General features: G+C 56.8%; 22 protein-coding genes and 1 pseudogene. 17 read left to right on the plus strand and 6 right to left on the minus strand.

Annotated elements, in window-relative coordinates; translation table 11 throughout:
• The first annotated feature begins 5 nt into the window (after nt 1-5).
• Nucleotides 6-449, plus strand: a complete 444-nt coding sequence (locus GC087_RS08105) for a rhodanese-like domain-containing protein (RefSeq protein ID WP_006120072.1) — start codon at nt 6-8, stop codon at nt 447-449.
• A gap of 1 nt (nt 450) precedes the next feature.
• Here GC087_RS08105 and flk read toward each other — a convergent pair whose 3' ends face one another.
• The 4 genes and pseudogenes from flk to GC087_RS08125 form a co-directional block, all read right to left on the minus strand.
• The gene (flk, locus tag GC087_RS08110) at nt 451-1,491 is read right to left on the minus strand and encodes a flagella biosynthesis regulator Flk (RefSeq protein ID WP_033740689.1); all 1,041 of its coding nucleotides are present in this window, start codon (nt 1,489-1,491) and stop codon (nt 451-453) included.
• Between the two features lie 114 nt (nt 1,492-1,605).
• Nucleotides 1,606-3,107 (minus strand): annotated as a pseudogene (locus tag GC087_RS08115) (tripartite tricarboxylate transporter permease).
• Nucleotides 3,108-3,117: 10 nt separating this feature from the next.
• Nucleotides 3,118-3,549 (minus strand): tripartite tricarboxylate transporter TctB family protein, encoded by a 432-nt coding sequence (locus GC087_RS08120; protein ID WP_033740687.1) that lies wholly within the window; start codon nt 3,547-3,549, stop codon nt 3,118-3,120.
• A 12-nt stretch (nt 3,550-3,561) separates the two neighbouring features.
• The gene (locus GC087_RS08125) at nt 3,562-4,542 is read right to left on the minus strand and encodes a Bug family tripartite tricarboxylate transporter substrate binding protein (RefSeq protein ID WP_415911237.1); all 981 of its coding nucleotides are present in this window, start codon (nt 4,540-4,542) and stop codon (nt 3,562-3,564) included.
• Nucleotides 4,543-4,661: 119 nt separating this feature from the next.
• Between GC087_RS08125 and tctD the strand changes: the two genes are divergently transcribed.
• Nucleotides 4,662-5,333, plus strand: coding sequence for a transcriptional regulator TctD (gene tctD / locus GC087_RS08130; RefSeq protein WP_058701312.1), 672 nt, complete (start codon nt 4,662-4,664; stop codon nt 5,331-5,333).
• Nucleotides 5,324-6,712, plus strand: coding sequence for a sensor histidine kinase (locus GC087_RS08135; protein ID WP_324030256.1), 1,389 nt, complete (start codon nt 5,324-5,326; stop codon nt 6,710-6,712). Before tctD ends, GC087_RS08135 begins: the two co-directional genes overlap by 10 nt.
• Here GC087_RS08135 and GC087_RS08140 read toward each other — a convergent pair.
• Nucleotides 6,693-7,592, minus strand: a complete 900-nt coding sequence (locus GC087_RS08140; protein WP_033740681.1) for a DMT family transporter — start codon at nt 7,590-7,592, stop codon at nt 6,693-6,695. The two genes, GC087_RS08135 and GC087_RS08140, sit on opposite strands and share 20 nt — an antisense overlap.
• A 148-nt stretch (nt 7,593-7,740) precedes the next feature.
• Here GC087_RS08140 and pdxB point away from each other — a divergent pair, with 148 nt between their 5' ends.
• From pdxB to hisP, 14 genes are all read left to right on the plus strand, one after another.
• Complete coding sequence (pdxB, locus tag GC087_RS08145; protein ID WP_039339712.1) at nt 7,741-8,874, plus strand: 4-phosphoerythronate dehydrogenase PdxB; 1,134 nt, start codon at nt 7,741-7,743, stop codon at nt 8,872-8,874.
• 107 nt (nt 8,875-8,981) lie between these two features.
• Nucleotides 8,982-9,992 carry an aspartate-semialdehyde dehydrogenase gene (locus GC087_RS08150; RefSeq protein WP_039339710.1) on the plus strand — a complete coding sequence of 337 codons (1,011 nt, stop codon included), beginning with the start codon at nt 8,982-8,984 and terminating at the stop codon, nt 9,990-9,992.
• Nucleotides 9,992-10,795 (plus strand): tRNA pseudouridine(38-40) synthase TruA, encoded by an 804-nt coding sequence (truA, locus tag GC087_RS08155; RefSeq protein ID WP_006120062.1) that lies wholly within the window; start codon nt 9,992-9,994, stop codon nt 10,793-10,795. Before GC087_RS08150 ends, truA begins: the two co-directional genes overlap by 1 nt.
• Before the next feature lie 24 nt (nt 10,796-10,819).
• Complete coding sequence (locus tag GC087_RS08160) at nt 10,820-11,476, plus strand: DedA family protein (RefSeq protein WP_058701313.1); 657 nt, start codon at nt 10,820-10,822, stop codon at nt 11,474-11,476.
• A gap of 155 nt (nt 11,477-11,631) precedes the next feature.
• Nucleotides 11,632-12,546, plus strand: a complete 915-nt coding sequence (accD, locus tag GC087_RS08165; RefSeq protein ID WP_033740674.1) for an acetyl-CoA carboxylase, carboxyltransferase subunit beta — start codon at nt 11,632-11,634, stop codon at nt 12,544-12,546.
• A gap of 91 nt (nt 12,547-12,637) precedes the next feature.
• Nucleotides 12,638-13,906 (plus strand): bifunctional tetrahydrofolate synthase/dihydrofolate synthase, encoded by a 1,269-nt coding sequence (gene folC / locus GC087_RS08170; RefSeq protein ID WP_039339708.1) that lies wholly within the window; start codon nt 12,638-12,640, stop codon nt 13,904-13,906.
• Nucleotides 13,896-14,675 (plus strand): cell division protein DedD, encoded by a 780-nt coding sequence (dedD, locus tag GC087_RS08175; RefSeq protein WP_033740672.1) that lies wholly within the window; start codon nt 13,896-13,898, stop codon nt 14,673-14,675. Before folC ends, dedD begins: the two co-directional genes overlap by 11 nt.
• Nucleotides 14,676-14,927: 252 nt before the next feature.
• On the plus strand, nt 14,928-15,413 hold the full coding sequence (cvpA, locus tag GC087_RS08180) for a colicin V production protein (RefSeq protein WP_026021019.1): 486 nt from the start codon (nt 14,928-14,930) through the stop codon (nt 15,411-15,413).
• 37 nt (nt 15,414-15,450) lie between these two features.
• Nucleotides 15,451-16,968, plus strand: a complete 1,518-nt coding sequence (purF, locus tag GC087_RS08185; protein ID WP_033740671.1) for an amidophosphoribosyltransferase — start codon at nt 15,451-15,453, stop codon at nt 16,966-16,968.
• A 101-nt stretch (nt 16,969-17,069) separates the two neighbouring features.
• Complete coding sequence (locus GC087_RS08190; RefSeq protein ID WP_006120055.1) at nt 17,070-17,639, plus strand: UbiX family flavin prenyltransferase; 570 nt, start codon at nt 17,070-17,072, stop codon at nt 17,637-17,639.
• A gap of 267 nt (nt 17,640-17,906) precedes the next feature.
• Nucleotides 17,907-18,689 carry a lysine/arginine/ornithine ABC transporter substrate-binding protein ArgT gene (argT, locus tag GC087_RS08195; protein ID WP_006120054.1) on the plus strand — a complete coding sequence of 261 codons (783 nt, stop codon included), beginning with the start codon at nt 17,907-17,909 and terminating at the stop codon, nt 18,687-18,689.
• A 167-nt stretch (nt 18,690-18,856) separates the two neighbouring features.
• Entirely contained in the window at nt 18,857-19,543 is a 687-nt protein-coding gene (locus GC087_RS08200; protein WP_033740669.1) for a histidine ABC transporter permease HisQ, read from the plus strand.
• Nucleotides 19,540-20,256, plus strand: coding sequence for an ABC transporter permease (locus tag GC087_RS08205; protein WP_033740667.1), 717 nt, complete (start codon nt 19,540-19,542; stop codon nt 20,254-20,256). Before GC087_RS08200 ends, GC087_RS08205 begins: the two co-directional genes overlap by 4 nt.
• Nucleotides 20,257-20,264: 8 nt before the next feature.
• The gene (hisP, locus tag GC087_RS08210; protein ID WP_058701314.1) at nt 20,265-21,038 is read left to right on the plus strand and encodes a histidine ABC transporter ATP-binding protein HisP; all 774 of its coding nucleotides are present in this window, start codon (nt 20,265-20,267) and stop codon (nt 21,036-21,038) included.
• Here hisP and GC087_RS08215 read toward each other — a convergent pair.
• The gene (locus GC087_RS08215) at nt 21,031-22,005 is read right to left on the minus strand and encodes a sugar-binding transcriptional regulator (protein WP_058701315.1); all 975 of its coding nucleotides are present in this window, start codon (nt 22,003-22,005) and stop codon (nt 21,031-21,033) included. The genes hisP and GC087_RS08215 overlap by 8 nt on opposite strands.
• Nucleotides 22,006-22,102: the final 97 nt, after the last annotated feature.

Below are 22,102 nucleotides of genomic sequence, written 5' to 3' on the forward strand. Positions count from 1 at the left end.
TGCCGATGTCATCCGTTTTACGTTTCCCTCCCGCCTCACCGTCGCAAAGCGTGGCGTATCTGCAGGCTAAACTGGCGTATTACACCGATGCCTGGGATCTGGCTGAGGATCTTTCCCGTCAGGTTCAGGGGATTGTGGTCGTGGATGCGCGCCAGGCAGAGGCATATCGCGGCGGTCATATCTGTGGCGCGATCTCTTTCCCACACCGGGAAATGAACGAAGCCAGCACGGCCCGCCTGGATCGCAATAAAGTGTACGTCACCTACTGCGATGGGATTGGCTGCAATGGCTCAACCAAAGCGGCGCATCAGTTAGCCTTGTTGGGCTTTCAGGTGAAAGAGCTGACTGGGGGGCTGGATTTCTGGAAGCGGGATGGTCACCCCATGGCATGGGGCGATGAGGCGGGCGAATGGCCGCAGACAACGGCTGCGGCATCCTGTGGTTGCTGACTTACAGCACCAGCCAGAGCAGAAAGGCCAGTACGATCAGCCCGACGACCGCGGCCAGTAAGGGGCGCTCAGCCAGCGGTTTCAGCGCGGGCGGCAGCGAGGCGGAAATCGGTGCCCAGATGGGGTGCGGATTCAACTCACTGTCGGCCAGCGCCTGCTCATGGGCTCGCTCTGCGCGCCGTGAAAACAGGAAGTTAAGCAGGTCCTGCGTCTGGGTCGGCGTCAACACCGTTTGCGGGGTAGCCTGGAACCGTTGCTGGCTGTAATCCTCCAGCATCTGCTGCTCACGCTTGTCCAGAGGATGTTTCAGTGAGCTTTCAATCAGCTGCAGCGTTGGCGCGCTGTGCTGGCTCAGCGTCTGACGCACCTGGAGATACTGAGTCAGTAACGGGTAATGGCGTGAAGGAATCGGATCGCCACTGGTCAGGTTCACCAGCTTCAGCGCCGCCGTCCAGATTTTGCCGCTGGATTCGCCGGTGGCGGCCGCCAGGCGGACGATCTGCTGATTCAGCGCCTGGTGTTCGGCGGGCAGCAGAGAGCGATCGCTGGTGCGACTCTGTTGCGGCTGGGGGATTGCCATCTGACCATTTTGCAGCATGGTTAACACCTGACGCAGCTGGTCCTGCGTCAGGGCACTCAGCACCGTCTGACCAAACTGCTGACGGATAAAATCACTGACAGCCTGACGATTGTTTCCTTTCGGCAGCAATTCGGTCAGTTGCGTCATCAGCTGACGTGTGGCATGGCCATTTTGCACCTGCGCCAGGCGGGCGTTGAGAAACTGCTCGGCAGCCGGGAAGTGGCGCGACTGCAGTTCCGCTTCACTCTTCACACCCACTTCATGGCGCAGCCCAGCCCAGAGCTCCGGCGCTTTTAACGTGCTGAGGGACATGATGCGCACAATCAAACGCTCAAGCGTCGTACGCTGGGCAGGCGATAGCGGTTGTTCACCGGCAACGCTGCCCGGACGTGAAGTGTCAGTTTGGGGATTAACAGATGAACGATCGCCGACCGGCACACCGGGGCCGCTGACAGGTTGCATGGCGGATTCCTTGGAAAACAGACTAGCGTGGGGTGCGCCGGAAACAGAATACGCTATGATAACAAAAGCCCCCTGGAAATCCACGGGGCTGATGTGTTTCAACCAAAGATTTACTTACTGATGCGCAGGCGTGGCTTTACGGCGCAGACGTTTCCATACAAACGGAACAATCAATACCGCCACGGCCAGGATCAGCAGCACTTTGGCAATCGGGCTCTCCCACAAAATCGCCATTTCACCATTGCTGATAGACAGCGCACGGCGCAGGTTCTGCTCCAGCATTTCGCCCAACACGAAACCTAAGATCAGCGGTGACATCGGGAAGTCCATTTTTCGCAGGATATAGCCAAAAACACCAAGCCCGACCATCAACAGCAGGTCAAAGGTGGTGCTGTGTACGGCGTAAACGCCAACCGCAGAAATGGCGGCAATGGCCGGTACCAGAAACCACAGCGGAATGGTCAGCATACGCGCGAACACGTTGATCATCGGGATGTTCATAATCAGCAGCATCACGTTGCCAATTAACAGCGCCGCAATGAGCCCCCAGACGATATCCGGCTGTTCGGTAAACATCGCCGGACCGGGCGTGATGTTATATAACGTCAACGCGCCGACCATCACCGCGGTGGTGCCAGAGCCCGGAATGCCCAGCGTCAGCATCGGAATAAACGATCCGCACGCCGAAGCGTTGTTGGCGGCTTCCGGCGCAGCGACACCACGAATATCGCCCTTACCAAACTGGTCGCTGCCGCTGATTTTTTTCTCTGTCATGTAGGCGATTGCGCTGGCGATGGTGGCACCGGCACCGGGCAAGACACCGACAAAGAAACCAATAAACGATGATCGCAGCGTCGCCCCGGTCGACTGGGCGGCTTCTTTCATGTTGAACATCATGCGGCCACTGGCGCGCACCACCTTTTGTCCCGTATGGGTGGATTCCAGCATCAGCAAAATTTCGCTCACCGAGAACAGGCCAATGACCACCACGACAAACTGAATGCCGTCGGAGAGGTGAACGCTGTCAAAGGTAAAGCGATAAACGCCGGTGTTGGCATCCACGCCGACGGTCGCCATGCTTAAGCCAATCAGGGCGGACAGAAATGACTTGAGCGGATTCTGGCTCATCATGCTGCCCAGGCAGGCAATGGCAAACACCATCAGCGCAAAATACTCCGCCGGGCCAAACGCCAGCGACCAGCGCGCCAGCAGCGGGGCGAACAGGATGATGCCGATAATCGCAATGGTGGAGCCGACAAACGAACTCACGGCAGAGACAGACAGCGCTACGCCCGCTTTTCCCTGCTGTGCCATGGGGTAGCCATCCAGCGCGGTCATAATCGCGCCAGCGTCGCCGGGCACATTGAGCAGTATCGACGAGATGCGTCCGCCGTATTCGCAGCCCAGATACACCGTTGCCAGTAAAATCAGGGCAGACTCCGCAGGCAGGTGCAGCGCAAAGGCCAGCGGCATCAGAATGGCCAGCCGTTGATCGGACCCAGACCGGGCAGCAGGCCAACAATCGTTCCGATAAAGCAGCCAGTTAAGGCAATCAGCAGGTTTTGCGGTGTCATGGCAACGGCAAAACCCTGCATGAGAAAAGACCAGATATCCATTTTTTTCTCCTTAGCTCATCAGGCTGCCAGCCGGCAGGGTGACATCCAGCAGATGGTCAAAGGCGTAAAACAGCGCCCACCCCATAACCGCGCCGGACAGGACGGCGGCCCACCAGCGCGCGCCAAACAGCATGCCGATGCCGAAGGTCAGGAGCGCGGTGGATAGCGGGAACCCCAGACGTTCAAACAGCCAGCCATACACGAACAGCATGACGGCCAGCGCCACCAGACGTTTCATCGTCTGCGGTGCGGGCCACTGGATAGCATCGGGCTTTCTCAGCAGCAGCATGACGGCACACAGCGCCATCAGGGTGAGCAGCGCCAACGGAAAAGGCCGCGGGCCGACGGGTTCATAACTGTATTCACTCTGGATTTGCCAGGCGACAACTAACCCTGCCAGACATAACACCAGCCACAGCGTGGCAAAAATACGATCGCTCATGATGCGCTCCGGTTACTTAGCCAGACCAAAGGATTTCGCCTGCTCACGGTAAGCGGCCACCTGATTCTTCACGTATTTATCCAGTTCTGCGCCAAAGAGATTGAACTCAAACAGGCCACGCAGTTCGCGCTGTTGCCTGAATTCGGGCGTTTGCACCATTTTTTCGAACGCGTTCTGCCACCACTGGTAATCCGCGTCGCTGACCTTCGGCCCCAGATAGAAGCCACGAATAATGGGCCATTCCACGTTAAACCCTTGCTCTTTCGCCGTCGGAATCGTGGCCAGCTGATCGGGCAGACGCTTGTCGGCCATCACCGCCAGGACGCGCAGTTTACCGCCTTGCAGGTGCGGCACCATTTCGCTGAGATCGCCCGACATCACCTGAATATGATTGCCCAACAACGCGGTGACGACTTCGCCCCCGCCTTCAAAGGCGACATAGCGCATCTTACGCGGATCGATACCGGCTTCTTTCGCCACCAGCGCGGTTTTCATCCAGTCCTGACTGCCGATGGAGGCACCCGCACCGACCACCACGTTGGTCGGATCTGCCTTCATGGCCGCCATTAATTCGCCCAGATTTTTCCACGGCGCGTCTTCCCGCACGGCGATCATGCCGTAATCTGTGCCGATGGCCGCTAACCACTTCACATCATCGACCGAGTAACGACCAAATTTTCCCTGCGACAGATTCAGCAGTGAGCCGCCCGAAAAGGCGACCACAGTGCCTGCTTCAGCCGGGCGCTGAGCCACAATAGCGTTATAGGCCACAGCACCCACGCCGCCAGGCATGTAGGTAATGCGCATCGGTTTTTCGATCTGTTTGGTTTCCATGAGTGAAACCTGAATCAGCTTACAGGTCAGATCGAAACCGCCACCCGGTTTGGCGGGGGCAATGCATTCGGTCCTGTCGGGGGCAGCGGCATTACCTGGCGACGGCAACATGAGAGCCAACAGGGCAGAGGCGAGGGCGGTGTGGATTATTTTTTTCATCGTGCGCTCCATCTTTCTTTCAGAGTGTGATTACTACCGACAATTCGGCGTTATTGAATTGTTAAATCGGTAACCTTTCATTTACCTTTCAGCCATCAGGTTTAGTGAAAGGATGTGATATGCGTCTCTTACTGGTGGAAGACACGGCCGAGCTGGCGCGATGGTTACAGAAGGCGTTAACGCAAAAAGGGTTTGCTGTGGACTGGGTCGCGGACGGCGTTTCGGCGGATCACAGCCTGCAAAGTGAAGATTATGCGCTGGTCGTACTGGATGTTTCCCTGCCGCGTCTGAACGGCATTGAGGTGTTAACCCGGTTACGTCGGCGTGGACAAAATGTCCCGGTGTTGCTGCTGACCGCACGCACAACGCTGGACGACCGCGTGCGCGGCCTGAATACCGGCGCGGATGACTATCTGACCAAACCCTTCGAACTGGATGAGCTGGATGCGCGCCTGCGTGCGTTGCTGCGTCGTGCGCAGGGACACTCGGCCCGGCACCAGACCCTGGGCCAGTTGGTGCTGAACGGTGAAGGCTACTTTTTGCTGGCAGAGAAACCGCTGGCGCTGACACCGCGTGAATCCAGCGTACTGACCACGCTGATGCAGCGTCGGGGCCGCCCGGTCTCGCGGCAGCATTTGTATGAACAAACCTTCACCCTGGCGGATGACGCCAGCCCGGAAAGCATCGAGCTGTATGTACACCGGGTACGCAAAAAGCTGGCGGGCAGTAACGTGGGCATTGTGACGCTGCGCGGACTGGGCTACAGCCTGGAAACCCTGGCATGCGACTGATCACCTCGCTACGGGGCGAGTTACTGGCCTGGCTGGGGCTGCCGCTTTCCCTGCTGTGGGTGCTTTCTGTTTACACGCACTATCAGAGCGGACTGGCGGCGGCGAATCAGGCCTATGATCGCTCTCTGCTGGCCTCTGCGCGCACAGTCGCTGAACGGCTGGTGGTGCGTAACCAACACCTGGAGGTCGACGTGCCCTGGGTGGTGCTCGACAGCTTTGAGCGCAACATGAATGATCGCCTGTTTTATCAGGTGATTTCGCCGCAGGGGAAAACGCTGTCCGGCTATGACGGGCTTCCCCCGATCCCCGTCACCAGCGCGATGTCAGAGACCTATCCCGCGCTGGTCCATTTCTATGACGGCTATTATCAAAAGCAGCGCATCCGGGTGGCGGCCTTGTGGCAGCCCGTCAGCGAGACGGGCGCGGAAGGTATGGCGCTGGTGCTGGTCGCGGAAACCATCCATTCCCGTGAGGCTTTCGCGAAAGGGCTGATGCGGACGGCTTTGCTCAGCCAGAGCGCGCTGGTGTTAATTGCCGTGTTGCTGGCAAGCCTGATGCTACGCCGGGTGTTGCGGCCTTTACGCCGTCTGTCCCGCATTGTGCTGCGTCGCGATGGTGCTGAACTGACGCCGCTGCCGTCCCTGCCGTGGTCGGAGCTACAGCCGCTTATCGTGGCATTTAACCGCTATCTGGAACGGCTGCGGGGATTGCTGGCGCGTCAGGATCGGTTCAGCGCCGACGCCGCTCATCAGCTTCGCACGCCGCTCACCATTCTGAAAACCCAGATCGGCACAGCGCTGGACAGCCATCAGCCCGAACAGTGGCGGAAAAGCCTGCAGAGCATGCGCTACACGCTGGATGACACCATCCTGCTTACCGACCGGCTGCTGCAACTGGCGCGTATCAAAGCCCGACACGGCGAAGATAAACCCATGGTGAAAGTGGATCTGGCGACGGTGGTGCGCGAGGCGTGCCTGAGCCGCTATGCGGCTGCGCGTGCGAAACAGATTGACCTGGGTTACGAAGGTGATGCGCACGGCGACGTCAAAGGCGATGCGCTGCTGCTGGGCGAGCTGTGCGCCAACCTGCTGGATAACGCTATTACCTATACGCCGGTGCAGGGTACGGTGACGGCGCGCCTGGAGAGCGGCAGATTATACATTGAGGATTCAGGGCCGGGCATTCGCCCGGAAGAGCAGCAAAGCGCTTTACGGCCATTTATCCGGCTGGATAACGCCGCGATGCAGACGGGAGCAGGTATCGGGCTGGCGCTGGTGCACGATATTTGCGCCTGGCATGGCGCAACCGTCACGCTGGATAGCAGCCCGTCACTCGGTGGGCTGCGTGTCACTATCCGGTTTAATGCGGATCGGCCTTAAGCGATTCCCGTCGCGTTAACGGCCTGCGCAGACGCTGTGCCAGCAGAACGCCTGCCAGCGTCAGACCGCCGCCAATCCAGTGATAGCTGTGCAGATGTTCATGCAAAAACAGCACCGCAATCAGGGCGGTAAAGAGCGGTGTCAGATTCATAAAAATACTGGTGATGCTGGCCCCCAACTTTTGTACGCCATGAATCCACAGCCACGGGGCCAGAATGGAGGCGAACAGGCCGGCAAAGGCCACCAGGGGAAGATTCCGTGGCGTGAGCGAGACATCCGGTGTCATCAGAAAACCGGGCAGCAACAGCATCACGCCAGCGGCAATTTGCACATACAGACTCTGCCAGACGGGCAGGGGAATCGACCAGCGTTTTGTCATCACGCCGTAAAGCGCATAGCAGGCTGAGGCCGCCAGCATCAGGGCTTCGCCCGTACCGATGCCGTGATGCAGCAGCTGGTCAGGATTGCCTTCACTGACCAGCCAGATTAAGCCACAGAAGGAGATCAGACTGCCGGCCAGAATCCCCACGGTCGGGGCAATCCGCAGAATAAGGACACTGAGCAGCACGGTGAGTAGCGGGATGAGCGCAGCGATAATGCCCATAAACAGGGCGCTCACGCTATGGGCGGCGTAATAGGCCAGACTCTGATACAGCGCCATGCCCAGCAGGCCCAGAATCATCAGTCGTCCCAGATGCGGCCGGATCGTCTGCCATTGCCGCAGCACGCCCGGCAGGACAAAAGGCGTCAGCACCAGCAACGCCAGCAGCCAGCGATAGAACGAAATTGCGGCAGGCTCAATGGCACCTGCCGATAATTTATTCACGATAGCGTTAACCGACCAAATCAACACCGCAAACAGCGGAAATAAAAAGACCATAACAAGGCTCCCGTCTCAGACCCGCGGCAGTGTACGCCTGTGATGCCCCTTTCTGCCAGCCTTACCCGCCCCTGCACTGCGTGGTTAGGCGAATGTCAGGCTTTTGTGCCAGAATAGCGGCCTTCAATACACAGACAGGAAAGCCGTGGTGAAAATTCTCGTCGATGAAAATATGCCGTATGCCCGTGAACTCTTTAGTCGTACGGGCGATGTGGTCGCCGTACCTGGCCGACCGCTTCCTGAAGCCGAGCTGGCGGATGCCGATGGTCTGATGGTGCGTTCCGTCACCCAGGTCAACGCCGCGTTGTTGCAGGACAAACCCGTTAAGTTTGTCGGCACTGCCACGGCGGGCACGGATCATATTGACGAAGCGTGGCTGCAGCAGGCGGGCATCGCCTTCTCTGCGGCCCCCGGCTGTAACGCGATTGCGGTGGTTGAATACGTGTTTTCTGCCTTGCTGCTGCTGGCAGAGCGGGACGGTTTCCAGTTGCGCGATCGTACTGTTGGCATCGTGGGGGTGGGAAATGTGGGCGGACGCCTGCAGAAGCGGCTGGAAGCCTGGGGCGTAAAAACCCTGTTATGCGATCCCCCGCGCGCGGATCGGGGTGACGACGGCGAGTTTCTCTCGCTTGATGCGCTGGTGCAACAGGCCGATATTCTGACCTTTCACACGCCGCTGTTTAAATCCGGCCCCTATAAAAGCTGGCATCTGGCCGATGCCGCGCTGCTGATGGCCCTGAAACCGAAAACGATTTTGATTAACGCCTGCCGTGGCCCGGTGGTCGACAATGCCGCACTGCTTGAGGTGCTGAACCTGCGTCACGATCTGAGCGTGGTGCTGGACGTCTGGGAACCGGAGCCGGATCTCTCCCTCGCGTTGCTGGATCGGGTTGATATCGCCACGGCGCACATTGCCGGTTACACCCTTGAGGGCAAGGCGCGCGGCACCACCCAGGTGTTCGAAGCCTGGTGCGACTTTATTGGTCAGCCGCAGCAGGTGCCCCTGAGCAGCCTGTTGCCTACGCCAGAGTTCAGCCAGATCAGCCTGAATGGGCCGCTCGATCAGCCAACGCTGAAACGTCTTGTGCATCTGGTGTATGATGTGCGCCGCGATGATGCGCCCCTGCGAAAAGTGGCGGCAAAACCGGGTGAATTTGACCGCCTGCGCAAGCAGTATGAAGAGCGTCGCGAGTGGTCATCATTGCAGGTGAACTGCGATGAGGCCGCGACCGCAGAAATGCTCACTCAGTTGGGCTTTAACGCCGTATTATCCTCCACCTGATTGTCAGCCTGCGTAAAACGTGGGTACAGGTGCAGGGATAAATCTGAATCCCTGGGCGGTGACATCACCGCCTTCTGTTTTTATGTCATTGTCTGAGGTAAACCAACATGTCTGACGGCTGGAATATTGCGCTTCTTGGCGCAACAGGCGCAGTAGGGAACGCTGTACTGGAACTGCTGGCTCAACGCCAGTTCCCGGTTGGTGAATTGTATTTGCTGGCAAGCGATAACAGCGCCGGTGAAAGTAAACGTTTTGAAGGGCGCTCTTTGCGGGTTGAAAACGCCGCGGAGTTTGACTGGTCACAGGCGCAGCTGGCCTTCTTTGTTGCCGGTCGTGACGCCTCGGCGCGTTATGCGGAAGAGGCGGCGAGTGCGGGTTGCCTGGTTATCGACAGCAGTGAGCTGTTTGCCCTGTCGCCGGATGTGCCACTGGTGGTGCCGGATGTGAATCCGCAGGTGCTGGCCGATTACCGTAATCGCAATATCATCAGCGTGGCCGATAATCTGGTGAGCCAGCTGCTGACGGCTATCAAACCGCTGGTCGATGCCGCCGGTTTAGGCCGTTTGCAGGTCACCAATCTGATCTCCGTCTCCACGCACGGCAAAGTGGCTGTGGATGCGCTGGCCGGGGAGAGCGCCCGCCTGCTGAACGGCGTACCGGCGGATGACCACCATTTTGGTCGTCAGCTGGCTTTTAACCTGCTGCCACAACAGGCCGATGCAGAGGGCAGCGTGGAGAGCGAGCGTCGCCTGGTTGATCAGGTGCGCAAAGTGTTGCAGGACGACGGTTTGCCCGTGGCGGTCAGCAGCGTTCAGGCACCGGTGTTTTATGGCAATGCCCAGATCGTCCACATTGAAAATCTGCGCCCGCTGTCGGCAGACGAAGCCAGAGCAGAGCTGGCCCTGGCCGCCGATATTCGCCTGAGCGACGAAGAGGACGTTCCCACGCCGGTAACGGATGCCTCAGGTAGCGATGCGCTGAGTATCGGCAGTGTACGTAATGACTACGGTATTCCGGAGCTGTTGCAGTTCTGGTCCGTGGCGGACAACGTTCGTTTCGGTGGCGCGCTGATGGCGGTGAAAACCGCAGAGAAGCTGGTGCAGGAGTATATGTACTGATGTCGGAAGGTCAGACAAGAAAGCTGGCACTGGGCATTGAGTACGACGGCAGCCGATACTACGGCTGGCAACGGCAGCAGGAAGTGCGCAGCGTGCAGGAAAAGCTGGAGCGGGCGCTGTCGAAGGTCGCAGACCATCCGGTGAGCGTATTTTGCGCCGGGCGTACCGATGCTGGCGTGCACGGCACCGGACAGGTGGTGCATTTTGAGACCGTGGCGCAGCGAGCGGATGCCGCCTGGACATTGGGTGTCAATGCCAATCTGCCGGACGATATTGCTGTACGTTGGGTGAAAGCCGTGCCGGACGAGTTTCATGCACGTTTCAGCGCCACAGCCCGGCGTTACCGTTACCTGATTTACAACCAGCGCTTACGTCCGGCTATCCTGGGCAAGGGCGTGACGCACTTTTACTATCCGCTGGATGTGGAAAAGATGCAGCGCGCCGGGCAGAGCCTGCTGGGCGAGAACGATTTCACCTCGTTTCGCGCCGTACAGTGCCAGTCGCGTACGCCATGGCGCAACGTGATGCACCTGAACGTCAGTCGTCACGGGCCCTATGTCATTGTGGACATTAAAGCCAACGCTTTTGTGCACCATATGGTGCGCAACATTGTCGGTAGTCTGATGGAAATTGGCTGTGGTAATCAGCCAGAATCCTGGATGGCAGAACTGCTGGCCGCCAAAGATCGCACGCTGGCGGCGGCCACGGCAAAAGCCGAAGGGCTTTACCTGGTGGCGGTGGATTATCCCGCGCACTTTGCTTTACCTCAGCCGCCGATGGGGCCGTTGTTCCTCGCGGATTAATCAACCTTAGCTAAAGGGATCGTTATGGAGTTCATCCATTTTGTGGTCGATTTTATTTTGCACATTGATGTGCATCTGGCCGAATTAGTCGCGCAGTATGGCATCTGGATTTACGCCATTTTGTTCCTGATTTTATTCTGCGAAACCGGCTTAGTGGTCACGCCGTTTTTGCCAGGCGACTCGCTGCTGTTTGTCGCGGGGGCACTGGCGGCATTGCCCGGTAACGATCTGAACGTCCACCTGATGGTCGCGCTGCTGGTTATCGCGGCGATCCTGGGTGATGCGGTGAACTACACCATCGGTAAACTGTTCGGTGAACGCCTGTTCAGCAACCCGAATTCGAAAATTTTCCGCCGCAGCTATCTGGATAAAACCCATGCGTTTTATGTTCGTCATGGTGGAAAAACCATTATTCTTGCCCGTTTCGTGCCGATTGTGCGTACCTTTGCCCCTTTTGTCGCCGGCATGGGCCACATGTCCTATCGGCATTTTGCCCTGTTTAACGTTACCGGTGCGCTGGCATGGGTGCTGCTGTTTTCCTATGCAGGCTATCTGTTTGGCGATTTGCCAGTGGTGCAGGAAAATCTTAAGCTGCTCATCCTGGGCATTATCGTGGTATCGGTTCTGCCGGGCATTATCGAAATCTGGCGTCATCGCCGCCAGGCTAAGCAGCAAAATTAACCCTGAGCAGGCTTACCGCTCAGGGGTAAGACCAGATTTTTATCCACAGTCTTAACTGGTTGTGGTTTAATGAGCGACATTTACCGTCTGCTGAAGCGGTTTTCAGCAGCATCAAGACGACTGGACCAGGTCAGTTTTTAACAGAAAGGTCATCAATGAGCTGGATTGAACGCATTCTTAATAAAAGCAATATTACGCCTGCACGTCGTGCCAACATTCCGGAAGGAGTGTGGACGAAATGCGACAGCTGTGGCCAGGTACTTTACCGTGCCGAGCTGGAGCGTAATCTTGAGGTCTGCCCGAAGTGCGACCACCACATGCGCATGCACGCCCGTGAGCGTCTGGCGAGCCTGCTCGATCAGGGCACGCTGGTTGAACTGGGCAGTGAGCTGGAACCCAAAGATCTGCTGAAGTTCAGGGATTCCAAAAAGTACAAAGATCGTCTGGTTGCGGCACAAAAAGCGACAGATGAAAAAGATGCGCTGATCGTCATGAAAGGCCAACTGCACGGTATGCCGGTTGTCGCGGCAGCCTTTGAGTTCGCGTTTATGGGCGGTTCAATGGGCTCTGTTGTCGGGGCGCGTTTTGTTCGCGCGGTCGAGCAGGCGCTGGAAGACAACTGTCCGCTTATCTGCTTCTCCGCCAGCGGCGGTGCCCGTATGCAGGAAGCGTTAATGTCACTGATGCAGATGGCGAAAACTTCTGCGGCGCTGGCGAAAATGCAGGAACGCGGTCTGCCCTATATTTCGGTGCTGACTGACCCAACCATGGGCGGTGTTTCCGCCAGCTTCGCGATGCTGGGCGATCTGAACGTGGCCGAACCGAAAGCGCTGATTGGCTTTGCGGGTCCACGCGTTATTGAGCAGACCGTGCGTGAAAAACTGCCGCCGGGCTTCCAGCGAAGTGAATTTCTGATTGAAAAAGGCGCGATTGACATGATCATTCGTCGTCCGGAAATGCGCTTTAAACTGGCAAGTCTGCTGGCAAAAATGATGAACCTGCCGGCACCGTTGCACGATGGTGAAGAGTTCGCACCTGCGACGTCCCACCCGGAGAGTAACGAGGCCTGACAGGAGACAGAAGGCGCGCCGGTCGCGCCTTCCACCCATGCACCCTATACCTTGTTGCTTTCACCAGGTATAAATTTGCAAAACGGGACATATGGACAATCTTCACCTCCCTCAAGCCACGTCGCCTTTGGCCACGTGGCTTTATTATCTTGAGCACCTCCACACTCAGGCAATTGAACTGGGCCTGGACCGTATTCGCCAGGTGGCGCAACGTCTGGACCTGCTGAAGCCTGCCCCTTTTGTTTTCACCGTTGCCGGTACCAATGGTAAAGGCACTACCTGTCGGACGCTTGAAACCCTGTTGATGGCCGCGGGCTATCGCGTGGGCGTTTACAGCTCGCCGCATCTGGTGCGTTATACGGAGCGTGTCCGGGTGCAGGGACAGGAGCTGAGTGAAGCGCAACACAGCGCCAGTTTCGCTGATATTGAAGCGGGACGCGGTACTATCTCCCTGACCTATTTTGAATTCGGCACGCTGTCGGCGCTTAACCTGTTTCAGCAGGCGAAGCTTGACGTGGTCATTCTGGAAGTCGGGCTGGGTGGGCGGCTGGACGCAACGAATATTGTGGATGCCGATGTCGCGGTGGTGACCAGTATTGCGCTGGACCATACCGACTGGCTTGGCCCGGATCGCGACAGCATTGGTCGGGAAAAAGCGGGCGTATTCCGTCAGGGTAAACCTGCGGTGGTGGGTGAGCCTGCTATGCCGGTGACGATTGCCGATGTCGCCAGGGAAAAGGGCGCTCAGCTCATTCAGCTTGGCCGTGACTGGCACTATCATGCGCAGGCAGAAAGCTGGTCTCTGCGCGATGCGCACGGTGAACTGAGCGATCTACCGCTGCCGCAGGTGCCCCTGCCGAATGCGGCAACGGCGCTGGTGGCGCTGCGTGCCTCGGGGCTCAACGTCAGCGACGCACATATCCGCGCCAGCCTGCCGCTGGCGGTGCTACCCGGGCGCTTTCAGACCGTCAGTGAGTCGCCTCGCGTGATTCTGGATGTGGCGCATAACCCGCATGCAGCAGGCTACCTGGCATCGCGCCTGGCTGCCTTGCCGACGCGGGGGCACGTTCACGCCGTGGTCGGGATGCTGCATGATAAAGATATCGCCGGGACGTTGTCCGCGCTGGCCCCGCAGGTCGACTTCTGGTACTGCGCGCCGCTGTCCGGCCCGCGCGGTGCCAGTGCAGAACAACTCATGGCACACGTAACGTCTGCCCGGGCATTCGCAGATGTCGAACAGGCCTGGCAACAGGCGCGGCAGCAGGCTGAACCGCAGGACATCATCCTGGTATGCGGCTCTTTCCTGACCGTCGCGCAGGTGATGGAATCGATTGAAACGGAGAGAGGACGTGGCGAGTAAGTTTCAAAACCGTTTAGTCGGTACCGTTATTCTGGTGGCCATCGGCGTGATTGTGTTGCCGGGGCTGCTGGATGGTAAGAAAAAACACTATAAAGAAGAGTTTGCGGCGATTCCACTGGTCCCGAAACCGGACGACCAGCAGGACAGCGAAATGGTGCCGCCGGTCACCCAGTCGCTGCCAGCCCATCCGCCTGCCGGCGCGGGCAGTGCGGTAAGTCATCCTGACGGGGGCAACTCACAGGCGCAAGAGGGCAGCACGCAGCCCGAGCAAAACAGTGCGCCGAGTGTCGTATCACCGCCGCCTGTACATTCGACGACAGCGAAAGAAAAACCAGCTGAGACGACAAAACCGAAACATACCGAGCAGGCTAAACCGAAGCCGGTAGAACAGACGCAGAGCAAACCGGTCGAGAAAACCAAACCGGTTGAGCAAGCGAAGCCCGTTGAAAAAACCAGGCCGGCCGAGCAGGCAGCGCGCACCGAGGAAGCGGCCCCGGCAGAGCAACCGAAAGAGACGCAACCCTCGGGACAGGCGTATGTTGTCCAGTTGGGCGCATTGAAGAACGCCAGCAAGGTCAACGAGATTGTCGCGAAGCTGCGCCTGTCGGGTTACCGGGCCTATACGGTGCCGTCAACGCCGGTGCAGGGACAAATCACCCGCATTTATGTGGGACCGGATGCGTCTAAAGCGAAAATGCAGGCGGCAGTGGGCGAGCTGAAAAACGTCTCGGGTCTAAGCGGCGTGGTTAAACCCTACAGCGCGCGTTAAACCCGCGATTGGCGCTGCCGATAAGAATAACAGGCAGCGACAATCAGCCTTGGTTAAGCGGGGCGGGCAACGTTTAGCCTGGCTTTTCAACGGGTTAACCGGATAACAATCTCACAGGCGAAGTTCGTTTTTTTCTTCGCCTTTTTTATGGATGCAGAACCTGAAAACCCCTACGCAAACGTTTTCTTTTTCTGTTAGAATGCGCCCCGAACTGGATGCAGGGGTGCAATGGCACTGGCGCTGGAAGAGTTCATGATCTGGATTGATTACGTCATTATTGCGGTAGTTGGTTTTTCGGCTTTGGTCAGCCTGGTTCGAGGGTTTGTCCGCGAAGCCTTATCTCTTGTTACCTGGGGATGCGCGTTTTTTGTCGCCAGTCATTACTATGCCTACCTTGCTGTCTGGTTTACAGGTTTTGACGACGAACTGGTTCGGAACGGAATCGCCATTGCGGTGCTGTTCATTGCGACCCTGATTGTGGGGGCGATAGTGAACTACGTTATCGGCTCGCTGGTAGAAAAAACCGGCCTGTCGGGAACCGATCGGGTATTAGGCGTTTGTTTCGGGGCCTTGCGTGGTGTGCTTATTGTAGCCGCTTTGCTGTTCTTCCTGGATACATTCACGGGTTTTTCAAAAAGCCCGGACTGGCAGCAGTCTCAACTTATCCCCGAGTTCAGTTCTATAATCAGGTGGTTTTTTGACTACCTGAAAAGCACGTCGAGTTTTTTGCCCCGGTGAGACCATCGGGCGTACGGCTTAATGAGGAAATGACAACATGTGCGGTATTGTCGGTATCACCGGTTTCATGCCGGTAAACCAGTCGATCTATGACGCGTTAACGGTGCTCCAGCATCGTGGGCAGGATGCCGCAGGCATTTGTACGATTGATGCGCTCAACTGCTTTCGCCTGCGTAAGGCCAACGGCCTGGTCAGCGATGTTTTCGAAGCCCGTCATATGCAGCGTTTACAAGGCAACATGGGGATTGGTCATGCACGCTATCCTACAGCGGGCAGCTCCAGCGCTTCTGAAGCGCAACCGTTCTACGTCAACTCGCCGTACGGGATTTCTCTTGCACACAACGGTAACCTGACCAACGCACATGAACTGCGTAAGCAGCTGTTCGAAAAAGGCCGCCGTCATGTGAACACCACGTCAGACTCAGAGATCCTGCTGAATATCTTCGCGCAGGAACTGGATCGTTTTCAGCACTATCCGCTGGAAGCCGACAACATTTTTGCCGCTATCGCCGCCGTGCATCAGCAGGTTCGCGGCGCGTATGCGGTGGTCTCGATGATTATCGGTCACGGCATGGTCGCCTTCCGCGATCCTAACGGGATTCGTCCGCTGGTGCTGGGCAAACGCGTCATTGCGGATGGCCGTACCGAGTATATGGTGGCCTCAGAGAGCGTCGCGCTGGATACACTGGGTTTTGAATTCATCCGTGACGTCGCGCCGGGTGAAGCGGTGTACATCACGGAGCAGGGCCAGCTTTCGACCCGCCAGTGTGCCGAGAACCCCAAAAACAATCCGTGCCTGTTCGAATACGTCTATTTTGCCCGACCGGACTCCTTCCTGGACAAAATTTCGGTCTACAGCGCGCGCGTCCGCATGGGCACTAAGCTGGGCCAGAAAATTGCCCGTGAATGGGAAGATCTGGATATCGATGTGGTGATCCCGATTCCGGAAACTTCCATGGATACGGCACTGGAAATCGCCCGCATCCTTGATAAGCCTTACCGCCAGGGATTTGTGAAAAACCGCTATGTCGGTCGTACCTTTATCATGCCGGGTCAGCAGCTGCGCCGCAGCGCCGTGCGCCGCAAACTCAATGCTAACCGCGCCGAATTCCGCGATAAAAACGTCTTGCTGATCGATGACTCTATCGTGCGTGGCACCACGTCTGAGCAGATTATTGAAATGGCACGCGAAGCAGGGGCAAAAAAGGTTTATCTCGCCTCTGCGGCTCCGGAAGTGCGCTTCCCTAACGTCTACGGCATTGATATGCCGAGCGCCACTGAGCTGATTGCCCATGGCCGCGAAGTCGAAGAGATTCGTCAGATTATCAAAGCAGATGCTCTGATTTTCCAGGATCTCAATGACCTCATCGAAGCCGTACGCGAAGAGAATCCCGATATCGTTCAGTTCGAGTGCTCCGTTTTTAACGGGGTTTACGTTACTAAAGATGTGGATCAGGGCTACCTTGAATATCTGGAATCCCTGCGTAACGACGACGCGAAAGCCATTGCGCGGCAGAACGAAGTCGAAAATCTTGAACTGCATAACGAAGGCTGATCAGGCCTAATGCAAAAAAAGAGGGCGGGACTTATCCCGCCCTCTGTGTTTTTTGTCGCGCTGCGCTATTATGGTGCACTTTGCCACTGCAAGGTTGAACGATGAAACGACTCATTATTGGTATTTCCGGCGCAAGCGGTGTGATTTATGGCGTGCGGTTACTGCAGGTCTTGCAGCAGGTCAGCGACGTGGAAACCCATCTGGTCATCAGTCACGCGGCGCGTCAGACGCTGAGCCTGGAAAGTGACTACAGTCTGCGCGATGTTCAGGCGCTGGCCGATGTGGTTCATGATGTGCGCGACATTGCCGCCAGCATTTCCTCCGGGTCGTTTAAAACCCTGGGCATGGTGATTTTACCGTGTTCAATGAAAACCCTGTCGGGCATTGTGCACAGCTACAGCGATTCCCTGCTGACGCGCGCGGCGGACGTGGTGCTTAAAGAGCAGCGCAAGCTGGTACTCTGCGTGCGTGAAACGCCGCTGCATATTGGCCACTTGCGGATGATGACGACCGCCGCTGAATTAGGGGCGATTATCATGCCGCCGGTACCGGCGTTTTATCATCGTCCGACAACCATTGACGAACTGGTCGATCAAACAATTAACCGGGTTATTGATCAGTTCGACATTGAACTGCCTCAGGATTTGTTTGTGCGCTGGCAAGGTGCATAAGGTTCAGCTTGTGCACTTATTTAGTGCAAAAGCGCGGGAGCGATCACTGTTCCTGCATTTGATGAACTAAAAGTTCACAACATCGCTTTTTCTCTGTGACTTCACTGATATATTCCTTTCACAAACCCAGCCTTTATGTGGCAAAAACGGCGGGCTGGGCGCGCGGCAGACCTGCATAACTGGCACGAAACGTGCACAGGTTACTGGCAGTGTTCGTTGCAAACACACATCATGCATCACATAACAATAATTTGCTGAGGGTAATCTATGAAGAAGCGTGTTCTGGCTCTTTCTTTAATGTTGGGCCTGTCCAGTGTGGCCAGCGTATTTGCAGCCGTACCGGCCTCGATTCGTGTCGGCACTGACCCAACATACCCGCCGTTTGAGTCAAAAAACGCGCAAGGACAGTTAGTCGGTTTTGATATCGATCTGGCTAACGAAATCTGTAAACGTATTCAGACCAAATGTACCTATGTGGAAAGCGACTTTGATGCGCTGATTCCGTCGCTGAAAGCTAAAAAAATTGACGCTATTATCTCCTCGCTCTCTATCACCGCGAAACGTCAGGAAGAGATTGCTTTCTCTGACAAACTCTATGCGGCCAATGCCCGTTTAGTCGCGCCTAAAGGTTCGAAAATTCTGCCGACGGTTGAATCGCTGAAAGGCAAAAACGTCGGTGTGCTGCAAGGCACCACGCAGGAAACCTATGCTAACCAGTACTGGCGTCCAAAAGGTGTGACCGTCACGCCTTATGCGAACCAGGATCTGGTGTACCAGGATCTGACTGCGGGCCGTATTGATGCCGCATTCCAGGATGAAGTGCAGGCGGCTGAAGGCTTCCTGAAGCAGCCTGTCGGTAAAGACTACGCTTTTGCCGGTCCGGCCGTGAAAGATGACAAGATTTTTGGCGTCGGTACCGGTATAGGATTACGTAAAGATGACACCGAGCTGAAAGCGGCCATTGATAAAGCGTTTGAATCCATGCGCAAAGACGGTACGTACGACAAAATTGCGAAGAAATACTTTAATTTCAACGTGTACGGTGACTAACCTGTCGACTTTGCCTCTGGTAATCGCCTGACCGGATAACGCCTGGTTGCCCTGGCCGCACTGGCCCCGGCAACCTCTGCGTTGTGGTTGATGCCTTACCAGAAGCAACGCTGCCCGCCCACGTGGCGGGTTCAGCGCCGTTTCCACCCCACGACAGGATCTTTTCCATGTTGTATGGCTATTCTGATGTCATTTTAAAAGGCACGTTGGTCACGCTGGAGCTGGCACTGAGTTCCGTGCTGCTGGCGGTGATTCTCGGGCTGATTGGCGCAGGCGCGAAGCTGTCACGTCATCGCCTGCTGTCGCTTATTTTTGAGGGCTACACGACGCTGATTCGTGGCGTGCCCGATCTCGTCCTGATGCTCCTGATCTTCTACGGTCTGCAGATAGTGCTGAACCACATCACCGATGCGCTGGGTCTGGCGCAGTTCGATATCGATCCTATGGTCGCGGGCATTATCACCCTGGGCTTCATCTACGGGGCCTATTTTACCGAGACGTTTCGCGGGGCCTTCATGGCCGTGCCCAAAGGGCAAATCGAAGCCGCGACCGCGTTTGGTTTTACCGGTTCCCAGGTTTTCCGTCGCATCCTCTTTCCGGCGATGATGCGTTATGCGCTGCCCGGGATTGGTAATAACTGGCAGGTGATCCTGAAAGCGACCGCGCTGGTCTCGCTGCTGGGGCTGGAAGATGTGGTTAAAGCCACGCAGCTGGCGGGCAAGAGCACTTGGCAGCCGTTTTATTTCGCCATCGTCGCGGGTGTGATCTATCTTGTGTTTACCACGCTGTCTAACGGCGTGCTGTGGTGGCTCAATCGCCGCTACACGGTTGGCGTGAAGAGGGCAGAGCTATGATTGAGATTATCCACGAGTACTGGAAATCACTGCTCTGGACTGACGGTTACCGCTTCACCGGCGTGGCGATTACGCTATGGCTGCTGATTGTTTCGGTGGTGCTGGGCGGCTGTATGGCGGTACTGCTGGCGATTGCACGCGTGTCGCCGAATCGCTTTATCAGCCTGCCGGTCTGGCTCTTTACCTATGTTTTTCGCGGTACGCCGCTGTATGTTCAACTGCTGGTATTCTATTCCGGCATGTATACGCTGGAGATCGTGAAAGGCACCGAGTTGCTGAATGCGTTTTTCCGCAGCGGACTGAACTGTACCTTACTGGCGTTTACCCTGAATACCTGCGCCTATACGACGGAGATTTTCGCCGGTGCGATTCGTGCTGTGCCTCACGGGGAAATTGAAGCCGCTCGCGCGTATGGTTTCTCAACGTTTAAACTGTATCGCTGCATTATTTTGCCTTCTGCGCTGCGCACCGCCTTGCCGGTTTACAGCAATGAGGTGATATTGATGCTGCACTCGACCGCGCTGGCCTTTACGGCAACCGTGCCTGATTTGCTCAAAATCGCCCGGGACATCAACGCGGCAACGTATCAGCCCTTTACCGCGTTTGGCATTGCGGCCGTCCTGTACCTGATTATTTCCTACACACTGATTAGCCTGTTCCGCCTGGCGGAGCGTCGCTGGCTGGCCCATGTGAAACCTTCTTCATCGCATTGAGTAAGACTATGGCTGATAACAAATTAAGCGTCACCGAACTGCATAAACGTTACGGTGAACATGAAGTATTAAAAGGCGTGTCTTTACATGCTAATGCGGGCGATGTCATCAGTATTATTGGATCGTCCGGCTCAGGGAAAAGTACCTTTTTGCGCTGTATTAACTTCCTCGAAAAACCGAGCGAAGGCACCATTACGGTCAATAACACCGCCATTTCGCTGGTCCGTGATACCGACGGTCAGCTAAAGGTGGCCGACAAAGAGCAGTTGCGCCTGCTGCGCACCCGCCTGACGATGGTGTTTCAGCACTTTAATTTATGGAGCCACATGACGGTGCTGGAAAATGTCATGGAAGCACCGATTCAGGTGCTGGGCCTGAGCAAAGCCCAGGCGCGCGAACGCGCTGTCACCTATTTGAATAAAGTCGGCATTGATGAGCGGGCGCAGTCAAAGTATCCGGTGCACCTGTCAGGCGGCCAGCAGCAACGTGTGTCAATTGCCCGCGCGCTGGCGATGGAGCCCGAGGTGCTGTTGTTTGATGAGCCAACTTCTGCCCTTGACCCGGAACTGGTCGGGGAAGTGCTGCGCATCATGCAGAAGCTGGCCGAAGAGGGCAAAACCATGGTGGTGGTGACGCATGAAATGGAGTTTGCCCGTCACGTTTCCAGCCATGTGATTTTCCTGCATCAGGGTAAGATTGAAGAGCAGGGGCCGCCGGCAGAGTTGTTCGGCAATCCCAAAAGCCCGCGCCTTCAGCAGTTCCTGAAAGGTTCTCTTAAGTAAGCCGATCCGCGCTTGTTGAGCCATCGCTTAACAGGCGCGTGGCGGTAGATTCGTCCGTGACCAGACCCGAGATCCAGCCGCCTGTTAATGCCGCCCGAATGGCGGCAAATTTGCGCTCGCCGCCTGCAAAACCGATGATCGGACGCGTTGTCCGGCTTTCCAGCGTGACGCTGGTGAGCAGCGCATCGGTCTCGCCCATCACACGTTCACCCTGTTGATTGAAAAAGTGGCCAAGCATTTCGCCAACGACGCCGCGCGCGTTGAGTGCCTGAACCTGGCTGTCGGTGATAAACCCTTCAGCATGGAGCGGACAGCCGGGTGTGACTTCGCCGATGCCGAGAAAGGTCATACTGGCCTGTAAGGCCCGACTGACCACGCGTTGATAGACCTGATGCTGGCACCACATCTGTTTATCTTCCGGACTGTCGGCATACAGCGGCGCAGGAATAAAGAAATACTTGCCCTGCATTTTTTCAGACAGCTTGAGCGGCACGTCATAGCGGGTGCCGGAGTCGTCTCGCGCAATAGCACCAATCATGGAAACGCACTGGTGCTGGGGCCGCTCCACCCAAGGCAGGGCATCAATAATCGCCCGCAGAGTTTTACCCGAACCGATACCAAACACCTGCGGCTGGTCATCGTTGATAAACTGCGACATAACCTCTGCGCCTTCGACCGCCAGCATCTGCTGAATAGCGTGGTCATCCAGCCCGGCAGAAGGGACTACACGACAGTGCTGCAGGCCAAAGGCTTCCTGCACCGCGTGTGCCAGGCGCAGGCAGTGCGTGACAGGATGGTCAATCTTGACGCTGACCATACCCATTTCGCGTGCGCCTGAAATCAGGCGCTGGGCAACCTGCCTGGAGAGTCCCAGCGCCCGGGCAATCTCTTGCTGTGTTAACCCGGCCACGTAATACATCCAGGCGGCGCGTGCAGCCAGTTCCTGCTTTTTCTCTTCTTTGTTCATCACGGCATTCCCTTCTGAGCGAATCGCTAGTTTATCGCGTATAGCCGGCAAAAACCTATTAGGGCAAAAGCTCAGATATTGGGCAATTGCTTTTATC

This window comes from Pantoea sp. JZ2 (assembly GCF_035191405.1).
Taxonomy (GTDB): domain Bacteria; phylum Pseudomonadota; class Gammaproteobacteria; order Enterobacterales; family Enterobacteriaceae; genus Pantoea; species Pantoea stewartii.

Bases quoted from the DNA above. Each gene is read 5' to 3' on its own strand.
- truA (WP_006120062.1), top strand. From the start codon at position 9,992: ATGTCGGAAGGTCAGACAAGAAAGCTGGCACTGGGCATTGAGTACGAC.
- argT (WP_006120054.1), top strand. From the start codon at position 17,907: ATGAAGAAGCGTGTTCTGGCTCTTTCTTTAATGTTGGGCCTGTCCAGT.
- GC087_RS08105 (WP_006120072.1), top strand. From the start codon at position 6: ATGTCATCCGTTTTACGTTTCCCTCCCGCCTCACCGTCGCAAAGCGTG.
- GC087_RS08205 (WP_033740667.1), top strand. From the start codon at position 19,540: ATGATTGAGATTATCCACGAGTACTGGAAATCACTGCTCTGGACTGAC.
- cvpA (WP_026021019.1), top strand. From the start codon at position 14,928: ATGATCTGGATTGATTACGTCATTATTGCGGTAGTTGGTTTTTCGGCT.
- GC087_RS08150 (WP_039339710.1), top strand. From the start codon at position 8,982: ATGTCTGACGGCTGGAATATTGCGCTTCTTGGCGCAACAGGCGCAGTA.
- accD (WP_033740674.1), top strand. From the start codon at position 11,632: ATGAGCTGGATTGAACGCATTCTTAATAAAAGCAATATTACGCCTGCA.
- flk (WP_033740689.1), bottom strand. From the start codon at position 1,491: ATGCAACCTGTCAGCGGCCCCGGTGTGCCGGTCGGCGATCGTTCATCT.
- GC087_RS08125 (WP_415911237.1), bottom strand. From the start codon at position 4,542: ATGAAAAAAATAATCCACACCGCCCTCGCCTCTGCCCTGTTGGCTCTC.
- folC (WP_039339708.1), top strand. From the start codon at position 12,638: ATGGACAATCTTCACCTCCCTCAAGCCACGTCGCCTTTGGCCACGTGG.
- tctD (WP_058701312.1), top strand. From the start codon at position 4,662: ATGCGTCTCTTACTGGTGGAAGACACGGCCGAGCTGGCGCGATGGTTA.
- GC087_RS08215 (WP_058701315.1), bottom strand. From the start codon at position 22,005: ATGAACAAAGAAGAGAAAAAGCAGGAACTGGCTGCACGCGCCGCCTGG.
- GC087_RS08120 (WP_033740687.1), bottom strand. From the start codon at position 3,549: ATGAGCGATCGTATTTTTGCCACGCTGTGGCTGGTGTTATGTCTGGCA.
- GC087_RS08140 (WP_033740681.1), bottom strand. From the start codon at position 7,592: ATGGTCTTTTTATTTCCGCTGTTTGCGGTGTTGATTTGGTCGGTTAAC.
- purF (WP_033740671.1), top strand. From the start codon at position 15,451: ATGTGCGGTATTGTCGGTATCACCGGTTTCATGCCGGTAAACCAGTCG.
- GC087_RS08200 (WP_033740669.1), top strand. From the start codon at position 18,857: ATGTTGTATGGCTATTCTGATGTCATTTTAAAAGGCACGTTGGTCACG.
- hisP (WP_058701314.1), top strand. From the start codon at position 20,265: ATGGCTGATAACAAATTAAGCGTCACCGAACTGCATAAACGTTACGGT.
- GC087_RS08190 (WP_006120055.1), top strand. From the start codon at position 17,070: ATGAAACGACTCATTATTGGTATTTCCGGCGCAAGCGGTGTGATTTAT.
- GC087_RS08135 (WP_324030256.1), top strand. From the start codon at position 5,324: ATGCGACTGATCACCTCGCTACGGGGCGAGTTACTGGCCTGGCTGGGG.
- GC087_RS08160 (WP_058701313.1), top strand. From the start codon at position 10,820: ATGGAGTTCATCCATTTTGTGGTCGATTTTATTTTGCACATTGATGTG.